Raw genomic sequence first — 23,984 nt, 5'->3', positions numbered from 1 at the left:
CATCGAGGAGTTCTTCTGTGGAGCTAAGGAGAATTGAACTCCTGACCTCCTGCATGCCATGCAGGCGCTCTACCAACTGAGCTATAGCCCCAAAGTGTTTCCCGCTTCGGTTTCCCTCGGCGGCATCGCCTACATTACACGGACCGGCTGGCCTTTCGCCAAATCGGTTCTCCCGGCGGCCGCCGCGACTACGCCGTGGCGAACGAGTAGAACCGCTTCAGAGTGCAGTGCTCGTCCAACAGCCGCCCGTAGATCGGCTCGCCCTCAAGCTCGCGGTACGTCTCGATGGGGTCGCCCTTTATGATCAGCGCCCGCGCGCACTCGACACACCAGTACTGGTAGTCGGCGTTGAGCGGTTCCATGTCGCGGACGATCGGCGTGCCGCTGCCACACCAGTCGCATTTCCGGCTGTGCGCACCCATCAATCAGCTCCAGCTATGACCGCAGGACGTGCACACATAGGAGATCCCGCCGTTGTCGCCCAGCACTTGCGCCACGTGCGCCGAGCCACAGGCCGGGCACTGCAACACCGTGACGTCCCTCGTCGACCGCGCCCCGTGGGGCATCGCACCACAGGGGCCGACGGGGCACGTAACGCGCGGCGCGTACTCCGGCAGCCAGTCATATCCCTGTGCTTCGGCGATCTCCAGCAGGTCGTTGACCTCCTCCAGGACGCTGGTCGGCATCGCACCGCCCCTCCCATCGGCACCGTCCCCTCGCGGCGATCTCGATTCTGTCATGCGAAGGCGTGCGGGTCAGCGCCTGGTCACAGCGTGATCTCCCCCGCGCCCCCCACGAACCGAAATCCCCCACCACACACCTGACGCCCCACCACCCCCCGCCCCCCACCGCCCCCTTGCCCCGACAGCCAGCCCCAACCCCACCCACACCAGCGCCCCCGCCCCGCCACAGCCGCGCACCCCGCGTCGGCGCAGCCGCGCACCCCACTCCGCTACGGCGAAGCCGAGCACCCCCACCCCGCGCCGGCGAAGCCGCGCTCCCCCGCCTCGCGCCGGCGAAGCCGCGCTCCCGCGACGGCGAAGCCGAGCCCCCGGCTCACCAACTCCGAGGAGGGCACCCCGCGGGGGCCGCGGGTGGCGAAGCCCCCGCCCCGCGAGGCGAAGCCGAGCAGAAACGACGAAGGCGACCCGGTCCGCGCTTTCCGCGGACATGGGTCGCCTATCGCCTTCGTGGAGCTAAGGAGAATTGAACTCCTGACCTCCTGCATGCCATGCAGGCGCTCTACCAACTGAGCTATAGCCCCGCTGTTCCGTCTCGGAGGTGAACCCATCGGGTGGGGCTCACTTCCGTGCCGTGAACGAGTAGAACTCTAACCCGTGACCTGGCCGAATGTGAAATCCGGGGGCGGCGGTGGAGCTGGGCCCACGCGGGGGCCTGGGCTCAGTCGTCGTCGCCGAGGACGGGTTCGGGCAGGGTGCCCGCGTTGTGCTCCAGGAGGCGCCAGCCGCGCGCGCCCTCGCCGAGCACGGACCAGCAGCAGTTGGTGAGGCCGCCGAGGGACTCCCAGGTGTGCGGGTCCAGGCCGATGAGCCGGCCGATGGTGGTGCGGATGGTGCCACCGTGGCTGACGACGACGAGGGTGCCGTCGTCGGGCAGCTTGTCGGCCATGGCCGACACGAACGGCGCGGCCCGGTCGGCCACCTCCGTCTCCAGCTCCCCGCCGCCGCGCCGGACCGGTTCGCCGCGCTTCCACGCGGCGTACTGGTCGCCGAAGCGGGCCATGATCTCGTCGTGCGTGAGGCCCTGCCACTGGCCGGCGTACGTCTCGCGCAGCGCCGGGTCGTGGGTGACGTCGAGCCCGGTGAGGGCGGCCAGCTCGGCGGCGGTGGCGGCGGCCCGGCGCAGGTCGGAGGCGATGATCGCGTCCGGGCTGAGCGCCGCCAGGAGGCGGGCGGCGCGGCGGGCCTGGGCCACGCCGGTCTCGGTCAGCTCGATGTCCGTGGAGCCCTGGAAGCGGCGCTCGAGGTTCCACGCGGTCTGGCCGTGCCGCCACAGGACGATGCGGCGGCCACGGCCGCGCTCGGTGCCGGTCAGCGCAGCTCACCGTCCAGGCCGTCCTCGCCCTCGTCCGCCGCGGCCTGCGCCTTGGCGTGCTCGGCGCCCTTGCCCTGGGTGGCGACGGCGTCCGCGGGCAGTTCGAGCTGGGGGCAGTCCTTCCACAGCCGCTCGAGGGCGTAGAAGACGCGCTCCTCGCTGTGCTGGACGTGCACCACGATGTCGACGTAGTCGAGCAGCACCCAGCGGGCGTCGCGGTCGCCCTCGCGGCGCACCGGCTTGGCGTCGAGCTCCTTGTTCAGCCGCTCCTCGATCTCGTCGACGATCGACTTGACCTGGCGGTCGTTGGGGGCCGAAGCGAGCAGGAAGGCGTCGGTGATGGCGAGCACGTCGCTGACGTCGTAGGCGATGATGTCGTGCGCGAGCTTGTCGGCCGCGGCCTGAGCGGCGGTCTTGATGAGCTCGGTGGAGCGGTCCGTGGCGGTCACAAGCAGGGCTTTCCGGTTGGTGGTATCCCCCGTGACAGGACCGGGGGCGCGTTCCTCAAGGGTCTCACGCCGCACCGACACTTCCGCCAGCCCTTTACGCGCCCGTGGCCCGGGTCCCGGCGCGCGCCGGGACCCGGACCGGGCTTCGGCCCGGTCGCGGGCCGGGGACCTCAGCCCTGCTGGCCCTTGTAGTCGCGGCCGAGGACGACCGTGACGTCGGCGTTGGCCGCGCCCTTGCCCTGGCGTACCGCGCTCTCCGGCAGCCCGAGCGTCGCGGCGACCTCCTTGGCCTGGCCGGCCTGCGCGGCGTCCGCGTAGCTGACGCGCGAGGTGGGCTCGGCCGCGCCGGTGCCGCCGCCGACGACCGTGAAGCCGCCGTTGACCAGGGAGACCTGCGCCGAGCTGGCCTTCTTGTCGTCGCCCGTCGCGTCGCGCACGCTCACCCGCGCGGGGCTGCCTGCCGCGTCGTCCGGCTTCTTGACCGAGCCGCCGAGCACGTCCTTGACCACGTTCTCGGTGGCCTCCTGGCTGAGCGTGCCGTCGCTCTGCACGTCGAGCAGGTCGGTGGCGTACGAGCCGTCCTGGGCCCGCTGGGCGAGTCCGGCCAGCGAGGCGCCCAGTTGCTTCTCGGACAGCGAGGGATCGGGGATCTGGGAGAGCTGTTCGACGGTGGTGGTGGCCTTCTCCGGTTCGGTGGAGACCTTCTTCAGCACGGCCTCCATCACCTGGCCGAACCGGGTGAGCTGCTTGGCCTGGTCCTCGCCCGGCTCCTGGTGGGTGGCGTACGCGACGGCGCCCTGGCCGCCGAGCTGTACGTCCTCGCCGCTCTTGACCAGCGGGGCCTCGCCCTGCTTGGCGCCCGGGACCGCCACGTCGGTGTCCAGCGTGATCCCGCCCACCAGCTCGACCAGGTTCTCCAGGTAGGGCGTGTCCAGGCGCCAGGTGCCCTGGATCTCGGAGCCGAGCAGCGTGCTCAGGGCGTCCCTGGTGCCGCCCGCCCCCTCGTCCTCCACGGCGTTGCCGAGGGTGGTGGTGCCGTTCTCGCCGGCGACGGCGAGCGCGTTGGGCAGCAGCACGGTGCTGCCCTTCTTCGTCGTCTCGTTGTCCACCAGCAGCGCGCTGGAGCTGCCACCGCCCTTGGTCTCGCGCAGGTGCACGACGATCACCTGGCGCCGCTGCGGGCCGTCCGTGGCCGCCTCGTCGTCCCCGCCGCTGGAGACGCCCGGCAGCTTGTCGGCGTACCAGAGGTAGCCCACGCCGCAGCCGACGACGAGGGCGAGCGCGGCGACGAGTCCGATCAGGCGGGTGCGCAGTTGCCGCTTGCGCCCGTCGCGCCGCTCCGAGCGGGTCTCGGCGAACTTCAGCCAGTCGATGACGTCTTCCGACTCCTCGTCCGGCTCCTCGATGAACGAGAACTGCTCGGTCCGGTAGTCGTCGTCCGCCCCGTCAGCGCCTTCCCGCCCCGGAGCGCCGCCCTCGCCCTGGGCAGGCCCCGAACGCCCGGGTGCCTCGTCGGAGCCCCGGCCCGGCGCGCGGTCGGTCGCCGGCGCCTGCCGCGCCTCGGCCTGCCGAGGCAGCCACGCGCCGTCGGCGGATGCCTGCCCCGGCCGGCCCTGCTCGCCCGGACCCTGGTCGGGCCGGGTCTGGGCGGGCTGGCCCTGTCGCGGCACCCGGCGGTGGGTGGCCGTCTGGGGCACGGGGCGGCCGTACGCGTCGTAGCCGTAGCCGTCCGGCGGGGACGCTGGTGATTCCTGCGGGGCCGTCGGCGCCGCGTGGCCGCGCCGGCCGGTCGGGTTGGGCTGGTCGGCCCCGGGTGGCCGCGGGCCGTCGGGACCCTGGCCCTGGTACGGCTGGGGCTGGTCGGGCTGGGCGGGGTACGCCTGCGGCGCGCCGTAGGTGTCGGGGAAGCCGTGCTGGCCTTGCGGGGCCTGGCCCTGCCGCGCATGTGGCTGGTGCGGGCCGCCGCCGTACGGGTCGTAGGGCGCCGGCTGCCCCACGCCGGGCCGCTGCCCGTACGCGTCGCCGTGCCCCTGCCCGGGCTGCGGCGCGCCGGGGCCGCCGTACGGGTCGTAGCCCTCGCCCTGCGGGTAGCCCTGCTGGTAGCCCTGTTGCTGGCCCGGCGCCGGGTAGCCGGCCTGGTCGGGCTGCTGGTAGGCGTCGTAGCCGTAGCCCTGGGGCTGCTGCGGGTAGCCGCCCTGCTGGTAGCCGTCCTGCGGATAGCTCCCGTCGGCCTGGTAGGAGGACTGGTAGGGCGCCTGGTAGGAGGCGCCGGGCGGGTACCCGGCGCCGGTGCCGTACGGGTCGGCCGGGGCGTGGGGGTCGTACGGCCTGTCCCCGGGCCAGTCGTCGGGCGGAGGCGGGTCCTGTCGGTCGTTCACCGGTGCCCCTTCAGCCGTCGTCGCGGTACAGCTCGCGCTTGTCGATGTAGCGCACCACGCCGTCGGGCACCAGGTACCAGACCGGATCGCCCTGCGCGACGCGTGCTCGGCAGTCCGTCGAGGAGATCGCCAGCGCCGGGACCTCGATCAGCGAGACGCCGCCCTCGGGCAGGCCCGCGTCCGTCAGTATGTGCCCCGGCCTGGTCACGCCGATGAAGTGCGCGAGCGAGAACAGGTCCGCCGCGTCGTGCCAGGTCAGGATCTGGGACAGGGCGTCGGCACCGGTGATGAAGAACAGGTCCGCGTCGGCGTTCTCGGCCCGCAGGTCGCGCAGGGTGTCCGCGGTGTACGTCTTGCCGCCGCGGTCGATGTCGATCCGGCTGACGGAGAACTGCGGGTTGGACGCGGTGGCGATCACCGTCATCAGGTAGCGGTCCTCGGCCGGGGACACCGTCTTGTGGCTTTTCTGCCACGGCTGTCCGGTCGGCACGAACACCACCTCGTCCAGGTGGAACTGTGCGGCCACCTCGCTCGCGGCGACCAGGTGTCCGTGGTGGATCGGGTCGAAGGTCCCGCCCATCACGCCGAGTCGCCGCTTCACGGACGCTGTCTGTTCTCCCATGCGTGCAGACCCTACTAAGCGCGCTCGTACCCCGGCGCCGAGGTCAGCGGTCCCGGTTGAAGCGCGTGGTGATCCACAGCAGCAGGAGCAGGACGAGCAGGGCTCCGCCACCGGTCAGGTAGGGGTTGAGGCTGTCGTGCTTGCCACCGTGCTCGCCGCCGCCCTCGGAGGCGAGCGTGGCCAGGGTCGCGTGTGCGGTGTGGAATGCGGTCATCGTCAGCAGGACCTATCCGGGGCGGTCCCCAGGCCACGCGGCTCGGGGAGGGTCGGGCAGAAGACTTCCGGCACATCGTATGCGGCGACCTCGCGCAACCTCACGCCGACTCCGCACGTCTTGTCGACTGGCAGGCCCGGGGCGGGGTCCGACGGGGGCTCAGTCCTGCCCACCCGCCCCTCGGTAGCCGCGCAGCAGGAACCAGGCGAGGAGGACGGCGCCCACCACCCCGACGACGATCACCGTGCGCAGGACGGGCCCCGCGCCGCCGCCGTGCGAGCCACCGCCGCCGGGGGTCGCGGTGGGGGTGGGGACGGCGAGTACGACCTCGTGCAGGCCGGTGAGGTAGTGCATCACTCCACGGTAGCCACGTCGTCCGCACGTCCTAGGGTGGGGTGGGGCCAAGAGGGGCGACAGGGGCCACGACCGGCAGTCACACGAGGGGGCACGATGAGCGACAGCAACACTCACGGGCACGAGCACGTACCGAGCCGCGAGCGCAGGCGATTCCCGGGGATCTCCTCCCGCGCCTACGAGCACCCCGCCGACCGGTCCGCGCTGGTGGCGCTGCGGAAGTTGAGCGGATTCGACACCGTCTTCAAGACACTCAGCGGCCTGCTCCCCGAGCGCAGCCTGCGCCTGCTGTTCCTGTCCGACTCGGTGCGGGTGAGCGACCGCCAGTTCGCGCACCTCAACGACATGCTGCGGGACGCCTGTTACGTGCTGGACCTGGAGAAGGTCCCGATGATGTACGTCCAGCAGGACCCGAACCCGAACGCCATGTGCATCGGTCTCGACGAGCCGATCATCGTGCTCACCACCGGCCTGGTCGAGCTGCTCGACGAGGAGGAGATGCGGGCGGTCATCGGCCACGAGGTGGGACACGCCCTGTCGGGGCACGCCGTGTACCGCACGATCCTGCTGTTCCTCACCAACTTCGCGACGAAGGTCGCCTGGATCCCGCTCGGCAACATCGCGGTGATGGCGATCGTGACGGCGCTGCGCGAGTGGTTCCGCAAGTCGGAGCTGTCGGCGGACCGGGCCGGGCTGCTGGTGGGCCAGGACCTCAGGGCGTCGATGCGCGGCCTGATGAAGCTGGCGGGCGGCAACCACCTGCACGAGATGAACGTGGACGCCTTCCTGGAGCAGGCCGAGGAGTACGAGGCCAGCGGCGACCTGCGCGACTCCGTACTGAAGATCCTCAACGTGCTGCCGCGCACCCACCCGTTCGCCACCGTGCGCGCGGCCGAGCTGAAGAAGTGGGCGGCCAGCCGCGACTACCAGCGGATCATGGACGGCCACTACCCGCGCCGGGACGAGGACAAGGACGCCTCGGTCAGCGAGTCGTTCAGGGAGTCGGCGAGCCACTACGCGGACACCGTGCGCGGCAGCAAGGACCCGCTGATGGGCCTGGTGCGGGACATCGCGGGCGGCGCCGGCGACCTCGGCGGCAAGCTGCGCGACAGGTTCACCGGCGGCGGCCGGAACGGCGGCTCCGACGCCGGCGGCCCGGCCGGCGGCGAGGGTCCCACCGGCGGCAGCGGCCCGACCGGCGACGGCCCGGCGGGCACCGGCCCGACGAGCGACGGAAGCGGAAACGGCTCCACGGGCGACGGCGGCACCGGCCCGACGGGCGGCGACGCGGGCCGCTAGCCGCGCGAGCGCACGGCCCCAGGCCGGCCCGCGCCGGGGCTCCACGGGCCCCGCGAGGGCCCGCCCGGGGCCCCGCACGGGTCCCGCCCGGGCTAGCGGCGGAGGCCCGTGCCCGAGGGCTGCGCGTCCGGCGCCAGCACGCCGCAGAGCGAGTCGGTGGGGCGCCCGGTCGCGTACGGGTTCGTACCGGCCGAGGCGTCCGCGGGCGCGTTCTGCCCGGCGAACAGCGGCTGGAGGTAGGCAGCGGCGTCCGTCGCGCACGCCTGCGGCCCGGCCTGCAGGGCGCTCTCCACGATCTCCACGTGGTGGTCGCGCAGGTCCTCCCGATCGAAGCGGAGCCGCGCCTCGCGCCGGACCGTGAACAGCGAGTGCGGCCCGGTGCCCGGCACGGTGACCGGCTCCGCCAGGTCCCGGCCGGCCCCGGTGCCGGTCGCGCCGGTGGCCGGGGTGTCGTTGCGCGAGGCGTGCGCCGCGGCGCGGCGTACGGCGTACACGTACGTGTGATCGGCGACGACCTCCAGGGCCGTGGAGTTCACCTCGGTCACCCGCATGCTCCCCCGCACCCGCACCGGCTCCCTGGCCAGCGAGACGCGCTCGGGGTCGAAGCGCATCACCCAGCCGGTGGCCGCGTGCCGCCCGTCGTCGGCGGGGCGGGACAGGCTCTCGTCGAACTGGCCGAGCTGGTCCGGGTCGATCAGCATCCGGACCGCGCGGGCGTCGCCGCCGGCCAGCGTGTCCGCGTCGAGCGCGGAGTGCACCAGGAACTCCTTGGCCGTGCCGAGCGCCTCCCGCACCTGGTCCTCGGAGAAGTGCGCGGTGCGCTTCACCGCGGGCAGCGTGATGCCCTCGGCGCCGATGCGGAACGCGCGCGCCGGGCTGCCCGCGTACAGGTCGTCCGCGGCGCCGCCGGGCACCTCACCGCGCGGGGTGAGCGGCACCAGCGTGCTGCGCAGCGGCTCGGCGGCGCGCGTCGTGGGCTTCTGGTACGGGCGTTGGACGCCCATGTAGACGGCGGTGGCGAAGGCGATGGCGATGAGCAGGACCAGGATGACGGCCTGCTGCGGCGAGCCGCGCTCGCGCCGTCGGGGGCCGCCCCGGCTGCGCACGGCCGGCGTGTGGTCGCCGATGCGCTCCTGGGCGGAGAACTCTTGTAGGGGGGCGGCACGGACGAACGATTCGTCGAACACGACGGAGCGGTACTCGTCGTCACCGCCACCCGGGGCGCTCTCAGGTGTCCCCTCGGGAGGGTCTCCAGGCCCGGTCATATCACCAGAGTAGGCCGGCGGGGCGGTGGATAAACGTCCCCCGGCCACGACAAGTTCGGACGGAAGCGCACGCGGTCACGGCAGTCGGGGCGCGACGGCGGCCGGTGGCGCGATGGTTTGGGCGGATTCGACGGTGTCGGTGGAGACGGTGGGTCCGGGGGACGCGATCGGTGGGTTGGGGAGATCGGGGGCGTGGCCCGCGTCGCGTACGTCGGGCGGGTCGAGGTCCGAGAGCCGGACGTCCGCGCCCCGCCGCTCCGTTCCGGAGAAGGACGCCTTGGACTCGTCGCCGGGCGCGCCCGGCGCGCCGTCCACCTCGGAGCTGGCCGGCGGCGGGCTGGGGTCCTGTCGGTTGCCGCCGCCGGAGGCGCCCCGGTAGACGGCGGTGAAGGCCATGGCCACCACCCCGATGCCCATCAGCACGGCCAGCACCCAGGCCACCGGGCGCTGCCAGTACGCGTGGCCCCGGTAGGGGCGGCCCGCGTCGCCGTACTCGCCGTACGGGCCGAACTCCTCGTCCGCGTCGGGGTCGTCACCCGCGTGGCCGTATCCGTACCGGCCGTCGTGGCGCGGGTCGTCGGGGTCGTGGCCGAACTCGCCGTCCGGCCCGTATCCCTCGTCGTAGGGATCGTCGTCGCGGGCGCCGCGGCGCCCGCCGCGGGTCGCCTCGGCCTCCGCGCGCGCCTGGGCGGCGGCCAGCATCCGCTCGACGGCAGAGGGTTCATGGACTTCGGCGGACCGCACGAAGTCCTCGTCGAAGACCACGGAGGCGAACGCGTCCCCCTCGCCCGCCGAGGGCGAGGTCGGACCCAGTTCGGCAGCCCCGTGGTGGTGGTCGTCGGGCTCGTCGCCGTCCGGGAACGGCTTGCCCCCCACGTCGTCCGGCACGCGTCCAGGTTAGCCCTGGGAGGTCGGTTTGGGCAGGGCGGACGGAAAGTCCGGGGTATTCGCTCCGGAGCCGTTCGAGTGGCGGCCCGGCCGCGCGACCGGCGCGTCGCCGCCCCCGACCGCCTCGGCCCCGGCCCGCGCGGACGGCCAGGCCGGGACCCGGAGGCGGCTACCGTACGTGTCCGTCGCCGGTGACGATGTACTTGGTCGAGGTCAGCTCCGGCAGCCCCATCGGCCCACGGGCGTGCAGCTTCTGGGTGGAGATGCCGATCTCGGCGCCGAACCCGAACTGGCTACCGTCCGTGAACCGGGTCGAGGCGTTGACGGCCACCGTCGTGGAGTCCACCAACTGCGTGAACCGGCGGGCCGCGGCCTGCTCGGTGGTCACGATCGCCTCGGTGTGCCCGGAGGACCACCGGCGGATGTGCGCGATCGCGGCGTCCAGCGAGGGCACGACGCCGGCCGCGATGTCGTACGAGAGGTACTCGGTGGCCCAGTCCTCGTCGGTGGCCTCGGTCACGGTGGCCGTGGACCCGGCGCGCTCGGCCGCGACGCGCACCGCCGCGTCGCCGTGCACGGTCACACCGGCCTTGGCGAGCGCCTCCAGCGCCCTCGGCAGGAACGCCTCCGCGATGTCCTGGTGCACCAGGAGGGTCTCGGCGGCGTTGCACACGCTGGGCCGCTGGGCCTTGGAGTTCAGCAGGATCTCCACGGCCATGTCGAGGTCGGCGCGCGCGTCCACGTACACGTGGCAGTTGCCGGTCCCGGTCTCGATGACCGGCACCGTGGACTGCTCCACGACGGTGCGGATCAGCGAGGCGCCGCCGCGCGGAATGAGCACGTCCACCAGGCCGCGCGCCCGCATCAACTCGCCGACCGCCTCCCGGCCCTCGCCCGGCACCAACTGCACCGCGTCCGCGGGCAGCCCGGCCGAGGCGACGGCGTCGCGCACCACCGCGACCAGCGCGGTGTTGGAGCGGTAGGCCGAGGACGAGCCGCGCAGCAGCACCGCGTTGCCGGACTTGAGGCACAGCGCGGCGGCGTCCACGGTCACGTTGGGCCTGGCCTCGTAGATGATGCCGACCACCCCGAGCGGCACCCGGACCTGTCGCAGGTCGATGCCGCCCGGCAGGGTGGAGCCGCGCACCACCTCGCCCACCGGGTCGGGCAGGGTCACCACGTCCCGTACGTCGGAGGCGATCGCGGCCACCCGCTGGGGGGTCAGCGTGAGCCGGTCCACGAGGGCGTCGGAGGTGCCGGCCGCGCGCGCCCGCTCGACGTCCTCGGCGTTGGCCTCGATGATCTCGGTGGCCCGGGCGCCCAGCGCGTCGGCGATCGCGAGCAGCGCCGCGTCCTTGGCCGCGCGCGGCAGTGGCGCCAGCGTGGCGGCGGCCTCCCGGGCGCGGCGGGCGGACTGGACGACGGGGGAGGGTGCGGATTCGCTGCTGCTCATGCGCGGCAGCCTAGCGGCGCCGCCGCGCGGGCCCCGGGCCATCTCGTCCTGCGAAACGCCCGCCCGGCCCGCACCCGCCCGCCGCCCTCGCCGGGCCGGCGGCACCAGCCCGGGCGGCGACGGGCCCGCTCCCGGGGGCTCGGAATGGCCCTGTGACGCGTAGCGCCTAGTACGGGTGCACGCCCACCGGCGACGTCGGGGTCAGGCCGTGTCCCTGGGTCATGCGGTGGTGGTACGTCCCACGGTCGATGACCTCAAGGCCGACGATCTCCCAGGGCGGCAGCTTGGCCGTCGAGCGGTGCTCGCCCCACAGGCGCAGCGCGAGCGCCGCCGCGTCGTGCAGGTCGCGGGCCTCCTCCCAGTAGCGGATCTCCGCGTGGTCTTCCGCGTACCGGCTGGTCAGCAGGAAGGGGTGGTCGTGCGCCAGGCGCTCCAGGCCCCGCCGCACCTCGGGCAGCGGGACCACGGGGCCCGAGACGCTCAGCGTGATGTGCCACATCCTGGTGGTCTCGCGCTCCCGCGGGGCCTGCCCGTCCGCCGCCGCGCCGGCCTCCGCCGGCTCGCCCGCGTGCTGCTCCCCCGTGTTCACGCTGGTCAGTCTGCGTTCCTCGGTCATCGTCCGACGGGTGCGGGAGGCTCCCCCGCCCCGGGACTGCGCCACTGGGCGCCCTCGTCTCACCGGCGGCCTCCTGTTGCTCGCCGCTCCGCTCGCCCCCGAGCGAAGCCCTGTGGTGCTCGCTGGGAGACCGCTTTCCCCGTGCGGCCCCGTTCAACAAAGTTGACCAGCCCGCGGCGGGTGATGTGGCGGTTTTACGGAAGGTCCTCGGCGAAAGGTGGCTCTTTTGCCGCTTTCCCTTCGGTTCGCTTCGCCTCGCGGTGCGCCGGTGACGCCCGTCAGGGGGCTAGCACGACCAGATCGTCGCGGTGCACGACCTCGCGCTCGTACGTCGGGCCCAGCTCGCGCGCCAGGTCCCGGGTCGAGCGGCCGATCAGCTTGGGCATCTCCCGGGCGTCGAAGTTGACGAGGCCACGGGCCACCGGGCGGCCCGTGGCGTCCCGCAGTTCGACCGGGTCACCCGCCGTGAACTCGCCCTCGACGGCGCTGATCCCGGCCGGCAGCAACGAGGTGCGCCGGTCGACCACGGCCCGCACCGCCCCCTCGTCCAGCACCAGCGCCCCGCGCGGCGCGGAGGCGTGGGCCAGCCACAGCAGGCGGCCGGTGGAGCGGCGGCCGGTGCGGTGGAAGAAGGTGCCGGTGGGCCGGCCGAGCAGCGCGTCGGCCGCGCGGCTCGCCGAGGTGAGCACGACCGGCACGCCGGCCGCCGCGGCGATCCGCGCGGCCTCCACCTTGGTCACCATGCCGCCGGTGCCCACGCCGGCCCGGCCCGCGCTGCCGATGGAGACGCCCTCCAGGTCGGCGGGGCCGGCGACCTCGGCGATCCGGGAGGTGCCGGGGGTGCTCGGGTCGCCGTCGTAGAGCCCGTCCACGTCCGAGAGCAGCACGAGCAGGTCGGCGCGGACCAGGTGGGCGACGAGCGCGGCGAGCCGGTCGTTGTCCCCGAACCGGATCTCGTCGGTGGCCACCGTGTCGTTCTCGTTCACCACCGGGATCGCGCCCATGGCCAGGAGCTGGTCCAGGGTCCGGTAGGCGTTTCGGTAGTGCGCGCGGCGGCTGGTGTCGTCGCTGGTCAGCAACACCTGGCCGACCCGTCGCCCGTACCGTGCGAAGGAGGCGGTGTAGCGGGCCACCAGCAGGCCCTGGCCCACGCTGGCAGCGGCCTGCTGGCGGGCCAGGTCGCGGGGGCGGCGGTCGAGGCCGAGCGGTGCGAGGCCGGCCGCGATGGCGCCGGAGGAGACCAGCACGATCTCGCGGCGCTCGTCGTGCGCGGCGGCCAACACGTCCACCAGCGCGTCCACCCGGTCGGCGTCGAGCCCACCCGCCGCGGTGGTCAGCGACGAGGAGCCGACCTTGACGACGATCCGGCGCGCGGAGGTCACCTCGTCGCGCGCCTCGACACCCGCCGGGCCCTCCCCCGCCTGATCGCCCGCCGACGTGTGCGCGCCCGCTCGCGCCGAGCCGTCCTGGCTTGCCACGGCCGTTGCCACCTGCCCCTCAGTACCGCACTCGTCGCTGTCCACGTTCGTGGGCAATGTACGGCAGCGGGCCACCCGGCCGGGCGGGCGTTCGCCAGCCGGACGGCCCCCGCGCCGCCGCGTTGCCGGGCCGCCCCGGCGCCGCCTCGTGGCCGCCTCGCTCGGCCGGGTGCCGTACGCCAGCCGGCCGCGCCGGCGTGCACCCGCCGGCCGCCGCGCCGTCCGTTCGCCGCGCCGTCCGTTCGCCGCGCGGGGGCGGGCGTCCTACGGTGAGGAGGCGAACGGCCTCGGACGGCGGGGCCGGGCGCGGGCCGACGCGCCCGCGAGCGCGTGGCGTGCCTCGATCATCCGTCGAACACCAGGCAATTGCCCCAGTTCGCGGCTCTTGTCCCCGCAGCGGATTGTCACCGGGCCTGACCACGGCATACCGTCGGTGGTCAAACCGTATCCAGACGCTGTCGCTCAGGTGACGGCGCGCGGAACGGATGGCCAACGTGTGGCCGTTTGCTCGTTCCCCTCGTTTCCGTCGCTCTCCTCTGCCAGGAGCCCACCCCGTGCCCTCTGCCGGAATCGCCCCCCGCCGACTCGTCCAGTTGGCGGCACTGCTCGCGATGATGGTGTTCTTCACCACTCAGCTCATCGGCGCCCTGCTCCCCAACGTGCCGCTCTTCATCGGCGCGTCCGCGGCGGGGCTCGCCCTCGATCTGTACCTCCAGCACAAGCAGCCGGGTCTGCTGTCGCTGCTGAGCAAGGTCCGCTTCGACGCCACGGTCCGGCAGTTGCTGCGCGACATGCTGATCATGGTCGGGCTGCTCCGGGTCGAAGGCGTCGACCCCACGCACGAGCAGGCGCCGCTCACCGTCGGACTGCTCGTCTTCTACATCGCGCACTTCGCCTGCCAGGCGATCGCGATACTCATCAAGCGCCGGCGGCTGCTGCCGTTCGTCACCCGCAACATCGACGCGAGCGCCCTGCGCCTGACCGCCGCGCCGCCGCGCCTGCTGGCCCGCCAGCCCGCCCGCCGGCTGCTGCGCTTCGCCGTGCCGGCCACCGCCGGCCTGCTGGCCACCGCGGCCACCGAGGACGCCGCGTGGGGCTGGGCCGGGCTCGGCATCGCGCTCGCCCTCTCGCTCGGCAGCGTCGCCTGGCTGAGCACGTGGCTGCTGCCGCGCAAGCGGGCGGTGGCCGAGCAGCAGGCCCTGGAGTGGCTGGACCAGTGGCTGGCCCAGTACCAGCCGACGGTCGGCATGTACTTCTCGGGCGGCACCTCGTCCGCGTACCAGGCGAACATGTGGCTCTCCACGCTCGCCGCGCTCGACGGCAACCCGATCATCGTGCTCCGCGAGCGGTTCATGGTGCAGAAGATCGACGCCACGGACATCCCGATCGTGTGCATCCCCAAGGTCGTCCACCTGATGCGGCTCGAACACACCACGCTCAAGGTGCTGCTGCACCCGGCCAACTCCGGCAAGACCTCGCAGGTGCTGCGCATCCCCTCGATCAAGCACGCCTTCATCAACCACGGCGAGAGCGACAAGCTCTCCAGTTGCAACCCGTACGCGAAGGCGTACGACGAGGTGTGGGTGGCCGGGCCGGCCGCCCGCGAGCGCTACCAGCTCGCCGACATCGGCGTCGACGACCGGGACGTGGTCGAGGTCGGCCGCCCCCAGCTCGCCCCGATCGCCCCGTACGCCGGCGCCCCCACCGGTGCGTACACGCAGGTGCTCTACGCCCCCACGTGGGAGGGCTGGGACGGCAACCCGGGCAACACCTCGGTCATCCTCGCCGGCGAGAACATCGTCCGCGCGCTGCTGGCCGACCCCGGCGTGCGCCTCCTCTACAAGCCGCACCCGATGACGGGCTCCGTCGACCCGCGCGCGGGCCTGGCCAACGAGCGCATCAAGGCGATGATCGCCGAGGCCAACACCCGCCGCTCCGGCGCGCGGCCCGGCCCGGAGGCGGCGGCCGAGCTGGCGCGGTGCGCCGAGGCCCTGCAGAACGTGACCACGACCTCCTTCCGGCGCGACAGCGACGAACAGGAGCGGATGCTGCTCCAGGGCGCCCCCGACAGCGACCGGGCCGCCGCGGTGGACGCCGCCGTCGCCGCCTGGGAGGACGCCTTCTGGGCCTCGCTGCCGGAGTGGGAGCACCAGATCGTCACCGGCCCGCGACCGGCGATCTTCTCCTGCTTCAACCACGCCGACCTGCTGATCTCCGACGTCTCCAGCGTGGTCTCGGACTACCTGAGCAGCGAGAAGCCGTACGCCGTGGCCAACACCAGCGGACTGTCCGAGGAGGAGTTCCGGGCCGGGTTCCCGACCGTGCGCGCCGCGGCGATCCTCACCCCGGAGGCGGACGGCGTGCCCGCGCTGCTCGACGCGGTACGTCACCCGGAGCGCGACCCGTACGCCGCCGAGCGCGCCGCGCTCAAGGTGCACCTGCTCGGCCCGTCCGACCCGCCGTCGATGGTGCGCTTCAACCAGGCGGCCCAGGCCCTGTGCGCCGAGGCCGACGCGCGCCGGGCCCGCGTCGAGGCACGCGCCGCGCAGCCCACGGACGGGGACGCCGCCGCGGCCCTGGTGGCCGACGTGGACGACGGCGTACCGGCCCTCGACCCGGCGCAGGGCGAGCCCGACGGCGCCAACAGCGACACCACCGCCGGGGTCTGACCCCGGCCCGCCCCCGCCGGCCGGGCCACGGCCCGGCCGGCGGGGGCGCCGGCACCGTGCCGGGCAGCCGAAAGGCCCTGAGAAGCAGGCTGCTTCTCAGGGCCTTTCGGCTGAGCCGGCCGGGAGCGCTCGGCTCCCGACCGCTCAGAAGGGCTTGAACTGGTCGAACTCCTGCTCCGCCTCGTCCCGGGCCGCGTCGCGGTCCCGGCGGCGCTGAGCGGCCGGCCGGGGGGCCTCAAGGCGGTGGTCTTCGCCACGGCGGCCGAGCATCTCGGCGCCCGCGGCCATGGTCGGCTCCCAGTCGAAGACGACGGCGTTCTCGTCCGCGCCGATGGCGACCCCGACGCCGGCCCGGGCACCCGCCTTGAGCAGCGCGTCCTCCACGCCGAGCCGGTTGAGCCGGTCGGCCAGGTAGCCGACGGCCTCGTCGTTGTTGAAGTCCGTCTGGTGCACCCAGCGCTCCGGCTTCTCGCCGCGCACCCGGAACAGGTCGTCGCCCTCGGCGGTGACCGTGAAGCCGGCGTCGTCCACGGCCTTGGGCCGGATGACGATCCGCGTGGCCTCCTCCTTGGGCTTGGCCGCCCGCGCCTCGGCGACGATGCCCGCGAGCGCGAAGGACAGCTCCTTCAGGCCCGTCCGCGAGACCGCGGAGACCTCGTACACCGGGTAGCCGCGGGCCTCCAGGTCGGGCCGGATGATGTCGGCGAGGTCCTGGCCGTCGGGGATGTCGACCTTGTTGAGGACGACGAGCCGCGGCCGGTTCTCCAGGCCGCCGTACGCGGCCAGCTCCGCCTCGATGGTGTCCAGGTCGCTCAGCGGGTCGCGCTCGGACTCCAGCGTGGCCGTGTCCAGCACGTGCACCAGGACCGAGCAGCGCTCCACGTGGCGCAGGAACTCGAGGCCCAGGCCACGGCCCTGGCTCGCGCCGGGGATCAGGCCGGGCACGTCGGCGATCGTGTAGACGGTGGCGCCGGCGGTCACCACGCCCAGGTTGGGCACCAGGGTGGTGAACGGGTAGTCGGCGATCTTGGGCTTGGCGGCCGACAGCACGGAGATCAGGGACGACTTGCCCGCGCTCGGGTAGCCGACCAGCGCCACGTCGGCGACGGTCTTGAGCTCCAGGACCACGTCGCCGGCGTGCCCGGGCTCGCCGAGCAGCGCGAAGCCGGGGGCCTTGCGGCGGGCGGAGGCCAGCGCCGCGTTCCCCAGGCCGCCGCGGCCGCCCTGCGCGGCCACGTACGTGGTGCCCTGGCCGACCAGGTCGGCCAGCACCTCGCCGTTCTTGTCCAGCACGACGGTGCCGTCGGGCACGGGCAGCACGAGGTCGCCGCCGTCCTTGCCGGAGCGGTTGCCGCCCTCGCCGGGCTTGCCGTTGGTGGCCTTGCGGTGCGGCGAGTGGTGGTAGTCCAGCAGCGTCGTGACCGACTGCTCGACGACCAGGATCACGTCACCGCCGCGCCCGCCGTTGCCGCCGTCGGGCCCGCCGAGCGGCTTGAACTTCTCGCGATGGACGGAGGCGCAGCCGTGGCCTCCGTTACCCGCGGCGACATGGAGTTCGACGCGGTCCACGAAGGTGGTCATGGGATGTGCCTCCAGTTACCTGCATACAAAGATGTCTACTGCGTGCTGCCTGGTGGGACAACACGCGAAAGGCGGACCCTCTTCCCGCACCGGGACTCCATCGGAGTCCGTACGGGAAGGGAGGTCCGCCTCCGCGAAAGAACCGTTACGCGCGGTCCGCCGTGATCAGGGTGATCAGGCGACCGGAACGATGTTCACGACCTTGCGGCCGCGGAAGGTGCCGAACTCCACCGCGCCGGCGTTCAGCGCGAACAGGGTGTCGTCACCGCCGCGCCCGACGCCGGAGCCCGGGTGGAAGTGGGTGCCACGCTGGCGGACCAGGATCTCACCGGCGTTCACGACCTGACCGCCGAAGCGCTTCACGCCGAGCCGCTGAGCGTTGGAGTCGCGACCGTTCCGAGTGGACGATGCGCCCTTCTTGTGTGCCATCTCTCCTCAGTCCCTTACTTCGCGGCCGTCGGGATGCCGGTGACCTTGATCGCCGTGTACTGCTGGCGGTGGCCCTGACGACGCCGGTAGCCGGTCTTGTTCTTGTAGCGAAGAATGTCGATCTTCGCGCCCTTGTGGTGGTCCACGACCTCGGCCTGCACCTTGATCCCGGCCAGCACCCACGGGTCGCTGGTGACCGCGTCGCCGTCGACAACGAGCAGGGTAGAGAGCTCTACCGTGTCGCCAACATTGGCGGTGGAAATCTTGTCAACCTCAACGATGTCGCCGACAGCAACCTTGTGCTGGCGACCACCGCTGCGCACGATGGCGTACACGCGGATCTCGCTCTCTCGCTAGTAAACGGGACCCCTGATGCCAGCCGCTCACACGGGCCGAAGGCTCATGAGATCCGAGTGGACGAGCGGCCTCTACCGAGGAGCCCGAGGGCCCGCGTCGGAAGGGAGTTGCTCAGGGGTTTGGCGTACAGACGCCGACGGTCAAGATTACGGCGTGCCGCGCCGCAGGGTCAAACCGGCCCCGCCCGGGCCCCGGCCGTACCGCGCGCCACACCCGCCACAGCGGGCCAGCCACGCCGCCGCCCGCGCTCCCCGTCCGGACGACTCGTACGGGATCGCTCGTACGGGACTCATTGAGCAGGCCCGCCGGAACCGGGAGCGCCGCTCCCCGGGCCCGTGGCGGGTCCGGGGAGCGGCGCTCGGTGGGCGGCTGCCGCGCGGGGCGGTCAGTCCTCCGTGGTGGCCGACACGGCCGACGTGGTCGACTGCTCCGCGGCGGCGGTCTTCTTGGCGGCCGTCTTCTTGGCGGTGGCCTTCTTGGTCGCCGCCCTCTTGGCCGGGGCCTTCTTGGCGGCCGCCTTGGTGGCCGGGGCCTTCTTGGCGGCCGTCTTCTTCGCGGTGGCCTTCTTGGTCGCCGCCGGCTCGTCCGCCTCCGGGGTCGCCGCGTCCTCGGCACCTGCCGCCTCGGGCACCGCTGCCTCGGACACCGCCGCCTCGGGCTCCGCCTTCTTGGCCGCCGCCTTCTTGGCCGGGGCCTTCTTGGCGGTCGCCTTCTTCGCGGTGGCCTTCTTCGCGGTGGCCTTCTTGGCCGGCGCCTTCTTCGCGACCTTCTTCGCCGCCGGGGCCGCCTCCTCCGTCGCGGCCTCCTCCTCCGCCGCCTCGACCAGCGCGTCGGGGGCGGGGGCCGTGGCCGGCTCCGGCACCTCGGTGGGCGCCGGCTCCGTCACGGGCTCGGCCGGGGCCTCGGCGACGGCGCGGTCCGTGCCGGACGGGCCGACCACGACCACGGCCGCCTCCGCGTCGGCCGGCGACCCGGCCGGCGCGGTGACCTTGCGCGTCACCCGACGGCGAGCGCGCGGCGGCGCGGCGGGAGCGGCCGGCTCGGCGGCCTCCACCACCGGGGTGGCCGGCTGCGCGACCGGCTCAGGGGTCGGCTCGACGACCGGCTCGACGACGGCCGGGGCCGGCTCCACCGGGGCCGGGGCCTCGGCGACGGGGGCCTCGGCGGCGGGAGCGACCGGCTCCTCCACGCTCACCTCGGCCTGCCGGGGCGAGCCTGCAGGGGCCGACGCCTTGCGGCTGGCGCGCCGGCGACCGCGTCGCGAGGCGGCCGAACCGCGTCCCAGCTCGGCGGCGGCCTGCGCCTCGGCGGCGCTGCCGAACCACTCCTCCTCCGCCTCCGGGGCGGCGACCTCGACCGGCGCGGGCTCGGTCACCTCTGCCGGGGCGACCTCGGCCGGCGCGGGCTGGATCGCCGGGCGCTCGGCCTCGGCCGGCGCGTGCACGTGCTCGTGCTGGTCGCCGCCGCCCTTCTTCTTCTTGCCGCGCTTGCCGCCGCCCCCGCCACCGACGGAGGTCGGCTGGTCCATGTGGACCAGGACGCCACGCCCGTTGCAGTGCACGCACGACTCGGAGAAGGACTCCAGGAGCCCCTGCCCGACGCGCTTGCGGGTCATCTGCACCAGGCCCAGCGAGGTCACCTCGGCCACCTGGTGCTTCGTACGGTCGCGGCCCAGGCACTCCAGGAGGCGACGCAGCACGAGATCCCGGTTGGACTCCAGGACCATGTCGATGAAGTCGATCACGATGATGCCGCCGAGGTCGCGCAGCCGGAGCTGGCGCACGATCTCCTCGGCCGCCTCCAGGTTGTTCCTGGTGACCGTCTCCTCCAGGTTGCCGCCCTGGCCGGTGAACTTGCCGGTGTTGACGTCGACCACGACCATCGCCTCGGTCCGGTCGATCACCAGCGAACCGCCGCTGGGCAGCCAGACCTTGCGGTCGAGCGCCTTCATGAGCTGCTCGTCGATCCGGTACGTGGCGAACACGTCCACGTCCGACGTCCACTTCTGGAGCCGGTCGGCGAGGTCGGGCGCGACGTGCGAGACGTACCCGTGGATGGTCTCCCACGCGCCGTCACCGCTGACGATGACCTTGGAGAAGTCCTCGTTGAAGATGTCGCGCACGACGCGGACGGTCATGTCCGGCTCGCCGTACAGCAGCGTCGGGGCGTGCGAGCTGCCGCCCTTCGCCTTCTGCTGGATCTCCTCCCACTGCGCCTGCAGGCGGGCGACGTCCCGGGTCAGCTCGTCCTCGCTGGCGCCCTCGGCCGCTGTGCGCACGATGACGCCGGCGTCCTCGGGGACGATCTTCTTGAGGATCTGCTTCAGCCGCGCCCGCTCGGTGTCCGGGAGCTTGCGGCTGATGCCGGTCATCGAGCCCTCGGGCACGTACACCAGGTAGCGGCCGGGAAGCGAGACCTGGCTGGTCAGCCGGGCGCCCTTGTGGCCGATCGGGTCCTTGGTGACCTGGACCAGGACGGACTGGCCGGACTTGAGCGCGGTCTCGATGCGACGCGGGCCGTGGCCCATGCCGAGCGCCTCGAAGTTGACCTCGCCGGCGTACAGGACCGCGTTGCGGCCCTTGCCGATGTCGACGAACGCGGCCTCCATGGACGGCAGCACGTTCTGCACCTTGCCCAGGTACACGTTGCCGACGTAGCTGGTGGCCTGCTCCTTGTTCACGAAGTGCTCGACGAGGACGTTGTCCTCCAGCACGCCGATCTGGGTGCGCTCACCGCTCTGCCGGACGACCATCACGCGCTCGACGGCCTCGCGGCGCGCCAGGAACTCCGCCTCGGTGATGATCGGCACCCGGCGCCGGCCCTGCTCGCGCCCCTCGCGGCGGCGCTGCTTCTTGGCCTCAAGGCGCGTGGAGCCCTTGATGGACTGCACCTCGTCGGAGGGCTCGACGTCCTTGGCGCGTCGCTCGCGCGGCTCACGGATCTTGACGACCGTACGCTCCGGGTCGTCCCCACCGGTGGCGTCCGCGCCGTCGCCGCTGCGCCGGCGCCGACGCCGACGGCGCCGGCTGCTGCTGGAGCCGCCGCCCGTCGCGTCGTCCTCGCCCGCACCGCTCTCGCCGTCCTCGGCGTGCTGCTCCTCGTCGGCGGGCTCGGCCTCGGGGGCCTGCTCCGCGTGGTCGGCCTGCTCGGCCTGGTCACCGTCGGTGTGCTCGTCGGCGCCCTCGGCGTCGAGCGCCTCGCCCCGGCGACGGCGACGGCCACCGCGGCGGCGGCGGCGCGAGGGGCGGTCGCCGCCCTCGTCCTCGGCCTCCGCGTCGTGCTCCGGCTCGGCGGCGCCGTCGGCGAGCGCCTCGTCCGCCTCGTCGGCCGGCTCGGTCGCGGGCTGACCGGCCCCGCTCGGGGCCCTGGTCTCGGTCACGGCGCGCTCGGCGGCCGGCTCGTCCTCGACGGCCCGGCGCCGGCGGCGGCGCCGGCTGCTGGTGGTGGCCCGCTCCGCGGCGGGCTCCTCTTCCTCGTACGCGTCGTCCTGCCGTCCGGCCGCCGCGGCGGCGGCCGCCGCGGTCTCCGGGGTCTGGAACATCGGCTCGGCGAACACCGGCGCCTGGAAGACGGCGGTCGGCGGGCGCACGGCGCGCCGCCGGCCCCGCACCGGCTCCTGGGTCGGAGTACTGCTGGTGGCCTCGGCGGGCCGGGGCTCGGCGGCGGCCTCCGGGGCGCTCGCGGCGGGCGCGACCGGGTCGCTGGCGGCCCGCTGGCGGGTACGCCGCGTCGCGGGCGCGGGCTCCGGCGCGCTCTCCCGCTCGTCGGCGACCGGCTCCTGCGGTTCGGCGGTGGCCGTCCTGCGCACGGCACGGCGCCGGGTGCGCGACCTCGGCGCCGGCTCGGCTGCGGCTTCGGTGACGGGCTCGGCCACGGCTTCGGCGGCGGGCTCGGCGACGACCTCGGCGGCCGGCTCCTGGGCGGCGGCGTGGTCGGCGGCCACCTCGTCGGCGGGCGTCTCGGCGCCCTGCGCGGGGCCGGCCGGAGCGGTGGCCTTACGGGTGGCGCGGCGACGGGTACGGGCGCGCGGAGCGGACTCCTCGGCGGCGGGCTCGTCAACGGCGTGCGCGACGGCGGGCTCGGCCTGCGCGGGGGTGGCGGCCGGGGCCTGCTCGGCCACCGGCTCCTCCTCTTCCTCGGCCACGGGCGCCTCGTCGGCGGGGCGCTGCGAGGCGCCGGCCGGGGCGGTGGCCTTACGGGTGGCGCGGCGACGGCTGCGGGCGCGCGGAGCGGACTCCTCGGCGGCGGCCTCGTCAGCGACGGCGTCGGCGGTGGTCGCGACGGGGGCGGTCGCGACGGGGGTGGCGGCGGCGACCGGCTCGGGCTGGGCGGCGGCCTCGGTGGCGGCGGGTGCGCCGGCCGGGGCGGTGGCCTTACGGGTGGCGCGACGGCGGGTACGGCCGCGCGGGGCGGCCTCCGCGTCGCCGGCCGCACCGGCGTCGGGGGCGTCAGCGGCGGCGCGCGGCTCGTCCGCCGCGCCGGAGGCCGCGATGGCGGCTACGGAGGCGGCGGCCGGGGCGGTCGGCGCCTCCGTGGAGGCCGCCGCTGCCGCGTCGTCACCGCTCAGCGCGGTGGCGTCGGTCTTCGCGACCGGGGGCCCGGCGGGCCGGGAGGCGGCGCGGCGCCGGCGGCGCGGCGGCAGGGTGCCGCTGGGGCTGTCCCCCAGCGGTGCCTCGGCGCCTGGCCGGTCCGCCGATTCGGCCACGTGCTGGGCCTGTGTGGATTCGTGGGGCTCAATTGGTTCGAGCATGCGGGCGGTTCTCCCGTCACGCTCCCGGGCGCCGCGCCTGATTCCGGCCGCGGCACCGCGTGATGTGCGCGGTACCGCCATCCGGGGCGCGGGCGCCGCACGGGAGCTGTTGTCTCGCTCGCCGGGTCCCGTTCTTGGGCACCGGCGAAAGTCTCCTGGTCAGTGCGCCTGCCGCAGCCGGGCGGCTGCCCGTGAGCGGCGGCGCGTCGACGACCATCCCTAGCCGGGACCTTCCGGCGCTCCCCCGCGAGCGGGCGTTGCCCCCGGTACGGCGGTCATTCCGGCGCCGTGGGTGGGGCGGCCTGGACTGCCTCGCGGTCGGGTGCGAGCGGATCGGTCACCGTGTCGGACTCCTCATCGAGCAGCCCCTGCGCCAGCCTGGTCACCGCAGCGGGGACCGGCGGCGCCAGGTCGGCCGTAGCGCGGAGACCGGACAGGACGTCGTCGGGTCGCACGGCAGGTGTCACATGCCGAACAACCAGGCGCAGTATCGCACAGCCACCATTGCCCGGCCTATCGGCCTGACCTGGGAGCGCTTCCAGTCCGACGACCGCTCCACGCGCGTCGAAGCTGCGCAACCCGTTTTTCGTGCGCCGTTGCACCTCCACGGTCTCCGCCGCGAGGAAGGCCGCGACGGCGCGCTCGGCCGCGGCGTGTTCCACGCCGTCGAGCCGCAGCTCCCACACCGACGCCTGGAGCCGGTCGGCCAGTCCCGACGTGGTGGCCTCCACCGCGTCGGTGACGTCGAGGCCGTCCGGGAGCGAGGTGTTGAGCAGCGTCCGGAGCTCGTCCGGGTCGCGTCGCTCGGCGAGCTGGATCTCCAGGTACTCGGCCTCACTGCCGGTGCCCGTGGGCGCGGCGTTGGCGTACGAGACCTTGGGGTGCGGGGTGAAGCCCGCCGAGTACGCCATGGGCACCTCGGCGCGGCGCAGGGCCCGCTCGAAGGCACGCTGGAAATCACGGTGGCTGGTGAACCGGAGGCGGCCGCGCTTGGTGTAGCGCAGTCGGATGCGCTGCACCGCGGGAGCGGGCGGTGGGCCTTCGGGCTGTCGCTTGCCCAGGGTGACGTCTCCTTGCCTAGGGCCGGCCAGGTCGTCAGCCCGCGCGCAGTGGGGGCCGCACCGGCT

Annotated in this window: 19 protein-coding genes, 2 tRNA genes and 1 pseudogene; 2 read left to right on the top strand and 20 right to left on the bottom strand. The window is 74.1% G+C overall.

What is annotated here, in order from left to right; all coding sequences use genetic code 11:
* Positions 1 to 18: 18 nt before the first annotated feature.
* The 10 genes from OYE22_RS23880 to OYE22_RS23835 all read right to left on the bottom strand — a co-directional run bounded on the left by OYE22_RS23880 (position 19) and on the right by OYE22_RS23835 (position 6,072).
* A tRNA-Ala gene (locus OYE22_RS23880) sits at positions 19 to 91 on the bottom strand.
* A 97-nt stretch (positions 92 to 188) separates the two neighbouring features.
* Entirely contained in the window at positions 189 to 422 is a 234-nt protein-coding gene (locus OYE22_RS23875; RefSeq protein WP_176161576.1) for a hypothetical protein, read from the bottom strand.
* A 3-nt stretch (positions 423 to 425) separates the two neighbouring features.
* Complete coding sequence (locus OYE22_RS23870; RefSeq protein WP_277324444.1) at positions 426 to 686, bottom strand: hypothetical protein; 261 nt, start codon at positions 684 to 686, stop codon at positions 426 to 428.
* 505 nt (positions 687 to 1,191) lie between these two features.
* Positions 1,192 to 1,264 (bottom strand) — tRNA-Ala (locus tag OYE22_RS23865).
* Between the two features lie 137 nt (positions 1,265 to 1,401).
* Positions 1,402 to 2,055 carry a histidine phosphatase family protein gene (locus tag OYE22_RS23860; RefSeq protein WP_277324292.1) on the bottom strand — a complete coding sequence of 218 codons (654 nt, stop codon included), beginning with the start codon at positions 2,053 to 2,055 and terminating at the stop codon, positions 1,402 to 1,404.
* Positions 2,052 to 2,504 carry a ribosome silencing factor gene (rsfS, locus tag OYE22_RS23855; protein WP_277322302.1) on the bottom strand — a complete coding sequence of 151 codons (453 nt, stop codon included), beginning with the start codon at positions 2,502 to 2,504 and terminating at the stop codon, positions 2,052 to 2,054. Before rsfS ends, OYE22_RS23860 begins: the two co-directional genes overlap by 4 nt.
* 170 nt (positions 2,505 to 2,674) lie before the next feature.
* On the bottom strand, positions 2,675 to 4,882 hold the full coding sequence (locus OYE22_RS23850) for a LytR C-terminal domain-containing protein (RefSeq protein ID WP_277322301.1): 2,208 nt from the start codon (positions 4,880 to 4,882) through the stop codon (positions 2,675 to 2,677).
* Positions 4,883 to 4,892: 10 nt separating this feature from the next.
* The gene (gene nadD / locus OYE22_RS23845) at positions 4,893 to 5,504 is read right to left on the bottom strand and encodes a nicotinate-nucleotide adenylyltransferase (protein WP_176161579.1); all 612 of its coding nucleotides are present in this window, start codon (positions 5,502 to 5,504) and stop codon (positions 4,893 to 4,895) included.
* A gap of 43 nt (positions 5,505 to 5,547) precedes the next feature.
* Positions 5,548 to 5,718: a hypothetical protein gene (locus tag OYE22_RS23840; RefSeq protein ID WP_277322300.1), complete on the bottom strand. Its 171-nt coding sequence runs from the start codon at positions 5,716 to 5,718 to the stop codon at positions 5,548 to 5,550.
* Positions 5,719 to 5,877: 159 nt separating this feature from the next.
* On the bottom strand, positions 5,878 to 6,072 hold the full coding sequence (locus OYE22_RS23835) for a hypothetical protein (protein ID WP_277322299.1): 195 nt from the start codon (positions 6,070 to 6,072) through the stop codon (positions 5,878 to 5,880).
* A gap of 96 nt (positions 6,073 to 6,168) precedes the next feature.
* On the opposite strand from OYE22_RS23835, the gene OYE22_RS23830 reads away from it, so the two are divergent.
* Positions 6,169 to 7,371, top strand: a complete 1,203-nt coding sequence (locus OYE22_RS23830) for a M48 family metallopeptidase (protein WP_277322298.1) — start codon at positions 6,169 to 6,171, stop codon at positions 7,369 to 7,371.
* Positions 7,372 to 7,463: 92 nt separating this feature from the next.
* On the opposite strand, the gene OYE22_RS23825 is transcribed toward OYE22_RS23830, so the two are convergent.
* The 5 genes and pseudogenes from OYE22_RS23825 to proB all read right to left on the bottom strand — a co-directional run bounded on the left by OYE22_RS23825 (position 7,464) and on the right by proB (position 12,975).
* The gene (locus tag OYE22_RS23825; RefSeq protein WP_277322297.1) at positions 7,464 to 8,636 is read right to left on the bottom strand and encodes a hypothetical protein; all 1,173 of its coding nucleotides are present in this window, start codon (positions 8,634 to 8,636) and stop codon (positions 7,464 to 7,466) included.
* A 297-nt stretch (positions 8,637 to 8,933) separates the two neighbouring features.
* Positions 8,934 to 9,524: pseudogene (locus tag OYE22_RS23820) on the bottom strand (hypothetical protein); the annotation flags it as partial.
* A 169-nt stretch (positions 9,525 to 9,693) separates the two neighbouring features.
* The gene (locus OYE22_RS23815) at positions 9,694 to 10,986 is read right to left on the bottom strand and encodes a glutamate-5-semialdehyde dehydrogenase (protein WP_277324291.1); all 1,293 of its coding nucleotides are present in this window, start codon (positions 10,984 to 10,986) and stop codon (positions 9,694 to 9,696) included.
* Positions 10,987 to 11,143: 157 nt separating this feature from the next.
* Positions 11,144 to 11,593: a hypothetical protein gene (locus OYE22_RS23810; RefSeq protein WP_277322296.1), complete on the bottom strand. Its 450-nt coding sequence runs from the start codon at positions 11,591 to 11,593 to the stop codon at positions 11,144 to 11,146.
* A 278-nt stretch (positions 11,594 to 11,871) separates the two neighbouring features.
* Positions 11,872 to 12,975: a glutamate 5-kinase gene (gene proB, locus OYE22_RS23805; protein WP_277324290.1), complete on the bottom strand. Its 1,104-nt coding sequence runs from the start codon at positions 12,973 to 12,975 to the stop codon at positions 11,872 to 11,874.
* Between the two features lie 650 nt (positions 12,976 to 13,625).
* On the opposite strand from proB, the gene OYE22_RS23800 reads away from it, so the two are divergent.
* Positions 13,626 to 15,740, top strand: a complete 2,115-nt coding sequence (locus OYE22_RS23800) for a hypothetical protein (RefSeq protein WP_277322295.1) — start codon at positions 13,626 to 13,628, stop codon at positions 15,738 to 15,740.
* A gap of 144 nt (positions 15,741 to 15,884) precedes the next feature.
* On the opposite strand, the gene obgE is transcribed toward OYE22_RS23800, so the two are convergent.
* From obgE to OYE22_RS23775, 5 genes are all read right to left on the bottom strand, one after another.
* Entirely contained in the window at positions 15,885 to 17,321 is a 1,437-nt protein-coding gene (gene obgE, locus OYE22_RS23795) for a GTPase ObgE (RefSeq protein ID WP_277322294.1), read from the bottom strand.
* Positions 17,322 to 17,495: 174 nt separating this feature from the next.
* On the bottom strand, positions 17,496 to 17,750 hold the full coding sequence (gene rpmA, locus OYE22_RS23790) for a 50S ribosomal protein L27 (protein ID WP_176161586.1): 255 nt from the start codon (positions 17,748 to 17,750) through the stop codon (positions 17,496 to 17,498).
* Positions 17,751 to 17,764: 14 nt separating this feature from the next.
* Complete coding sequence (gene rplU, locus OYE22_RS23785) at positions 17,765 to 18,085, bottom strand: 50S ribosomal protein L21 (RefSeq protein WP_176161587.1); 321 nt, start codon at positions 18,083 to 18,085, stop codon at positions 17,765 to 17,767.
* Positions 18,086 to 18,492: 407 nt separating this feature from the next.
* A complete protein-coding gene (locus tag OYE22_RS23780; RefSeq protein WP_277322293.1) occupies positions 18,493 to 22,857 on the bottom strand; it encodes a ribonuclease E/G in 4,365 nt (1,454 codons plus the stop codon).
* A 275-nt stretch (positions 22,858 to 23,132) separates the two neighbouring features.
* Positions 23,133 to 23,876, bottom strand: coding sequence for a TIGR03936 family radical SAM-associated protein (locus tag OYE22_RS23775; protein ID WP_277322292.1), 744 nt, complete (start codon positions 23,874 to 23,876; stop codon positions 23,133 to 23,135).
* Positions 23,877 to 23,984: the final 108 nt, after the last annotated feature.

Source organism: Streptomyces sp. 71268 (assembly GCF_029392895.1).
Lineage (GTDB): Bacteria > Actinomycetota > Actinomycetes > Streptomycetales > Streptomycetaceae > Streptomyces.
Note: the sequence above shows the minus strand (reverse complement) of the source record. Positions and strands in the feature narration are given on the sequence as shown.

Bases quoted from the DNA above. Each gene is read 5' to 3' on its own strand.
- OYE22_RS23875 (WP_176161576.1), bottom strand. From the start codon at position 422: ATGGGTGCGCACAGCCGGAAATGCGACTGGTGTGGCAGCGGCACGCCG.
- OYE22_RS23830 (WP_277322298.1), top strand. From the start codon at position 6,169: ATGAGCGACAGCAACACTCACGGGCACGAGCACGTACCGAGCCGCGAG.
- OYE22_RS23780 (WP_277322293.1), bottom strand. From the start codon at position 22,857: ATGCTCGAACCAATTGAGCCCCACGAATCCACACAGGCCCAGCACGTG.
- rpmA (WP_176161586.1), bottom strand. From the start codon at position 17,750: ATGGCACACAAGAAGGGCGCATCGTCCACTCGGAACGGTCGCGACTCC.
- OYE22_RS23870 (WP_277324444.1), bottom strand. From the start codon at position 686: ATGCCGACCAGCGTCCTGGAGGAGGTCAACGACCTGCTGGAGATCGCC.
- obgE (WP_277322294.1), bottom strand. From the start codon at position 17,321: ATGACCACCTTCGTGGACCGCGTCGAACTCCATGTCGCCGCGGGTAAC.
- OYE22_RS23825 (WP_277322297.1), bottom strand. From the start codon at position 8,636: ATGACCGGGCCTGGAGACCCTCCCGAGGGGACACCTGAGAGCGCCCCG.
- nadD (WP_176161579.1), bottom strand. From the start codon at position 5,504: ATGGGAGAACAGACAGCGTCCGTGAAGCGGCGACTCGGCGTGATGGGC.
- OYE22_RS23840 (WP_277322300.1), bottom strand. From the start codon at position 5,718: ATGACCGCATTCCACACCGCACACGCGACCCTGGCCACGCTCGCCTCC.
- OYE22_RS23835 (WP_277322299.1), bottom strand. From the start codon at position 6,072: ATGCACTACCTCACCGGCCTGCACGAGGTCGTACTCGCCGTCCCCACC.
- OYE22_RS23810 (WP_277322296.1), bottom strand. From the start codon at position 11,593: ATGACCGAGGAACGCAGACTGACCAGCGTGAACACGGGGGAGCAGCAC.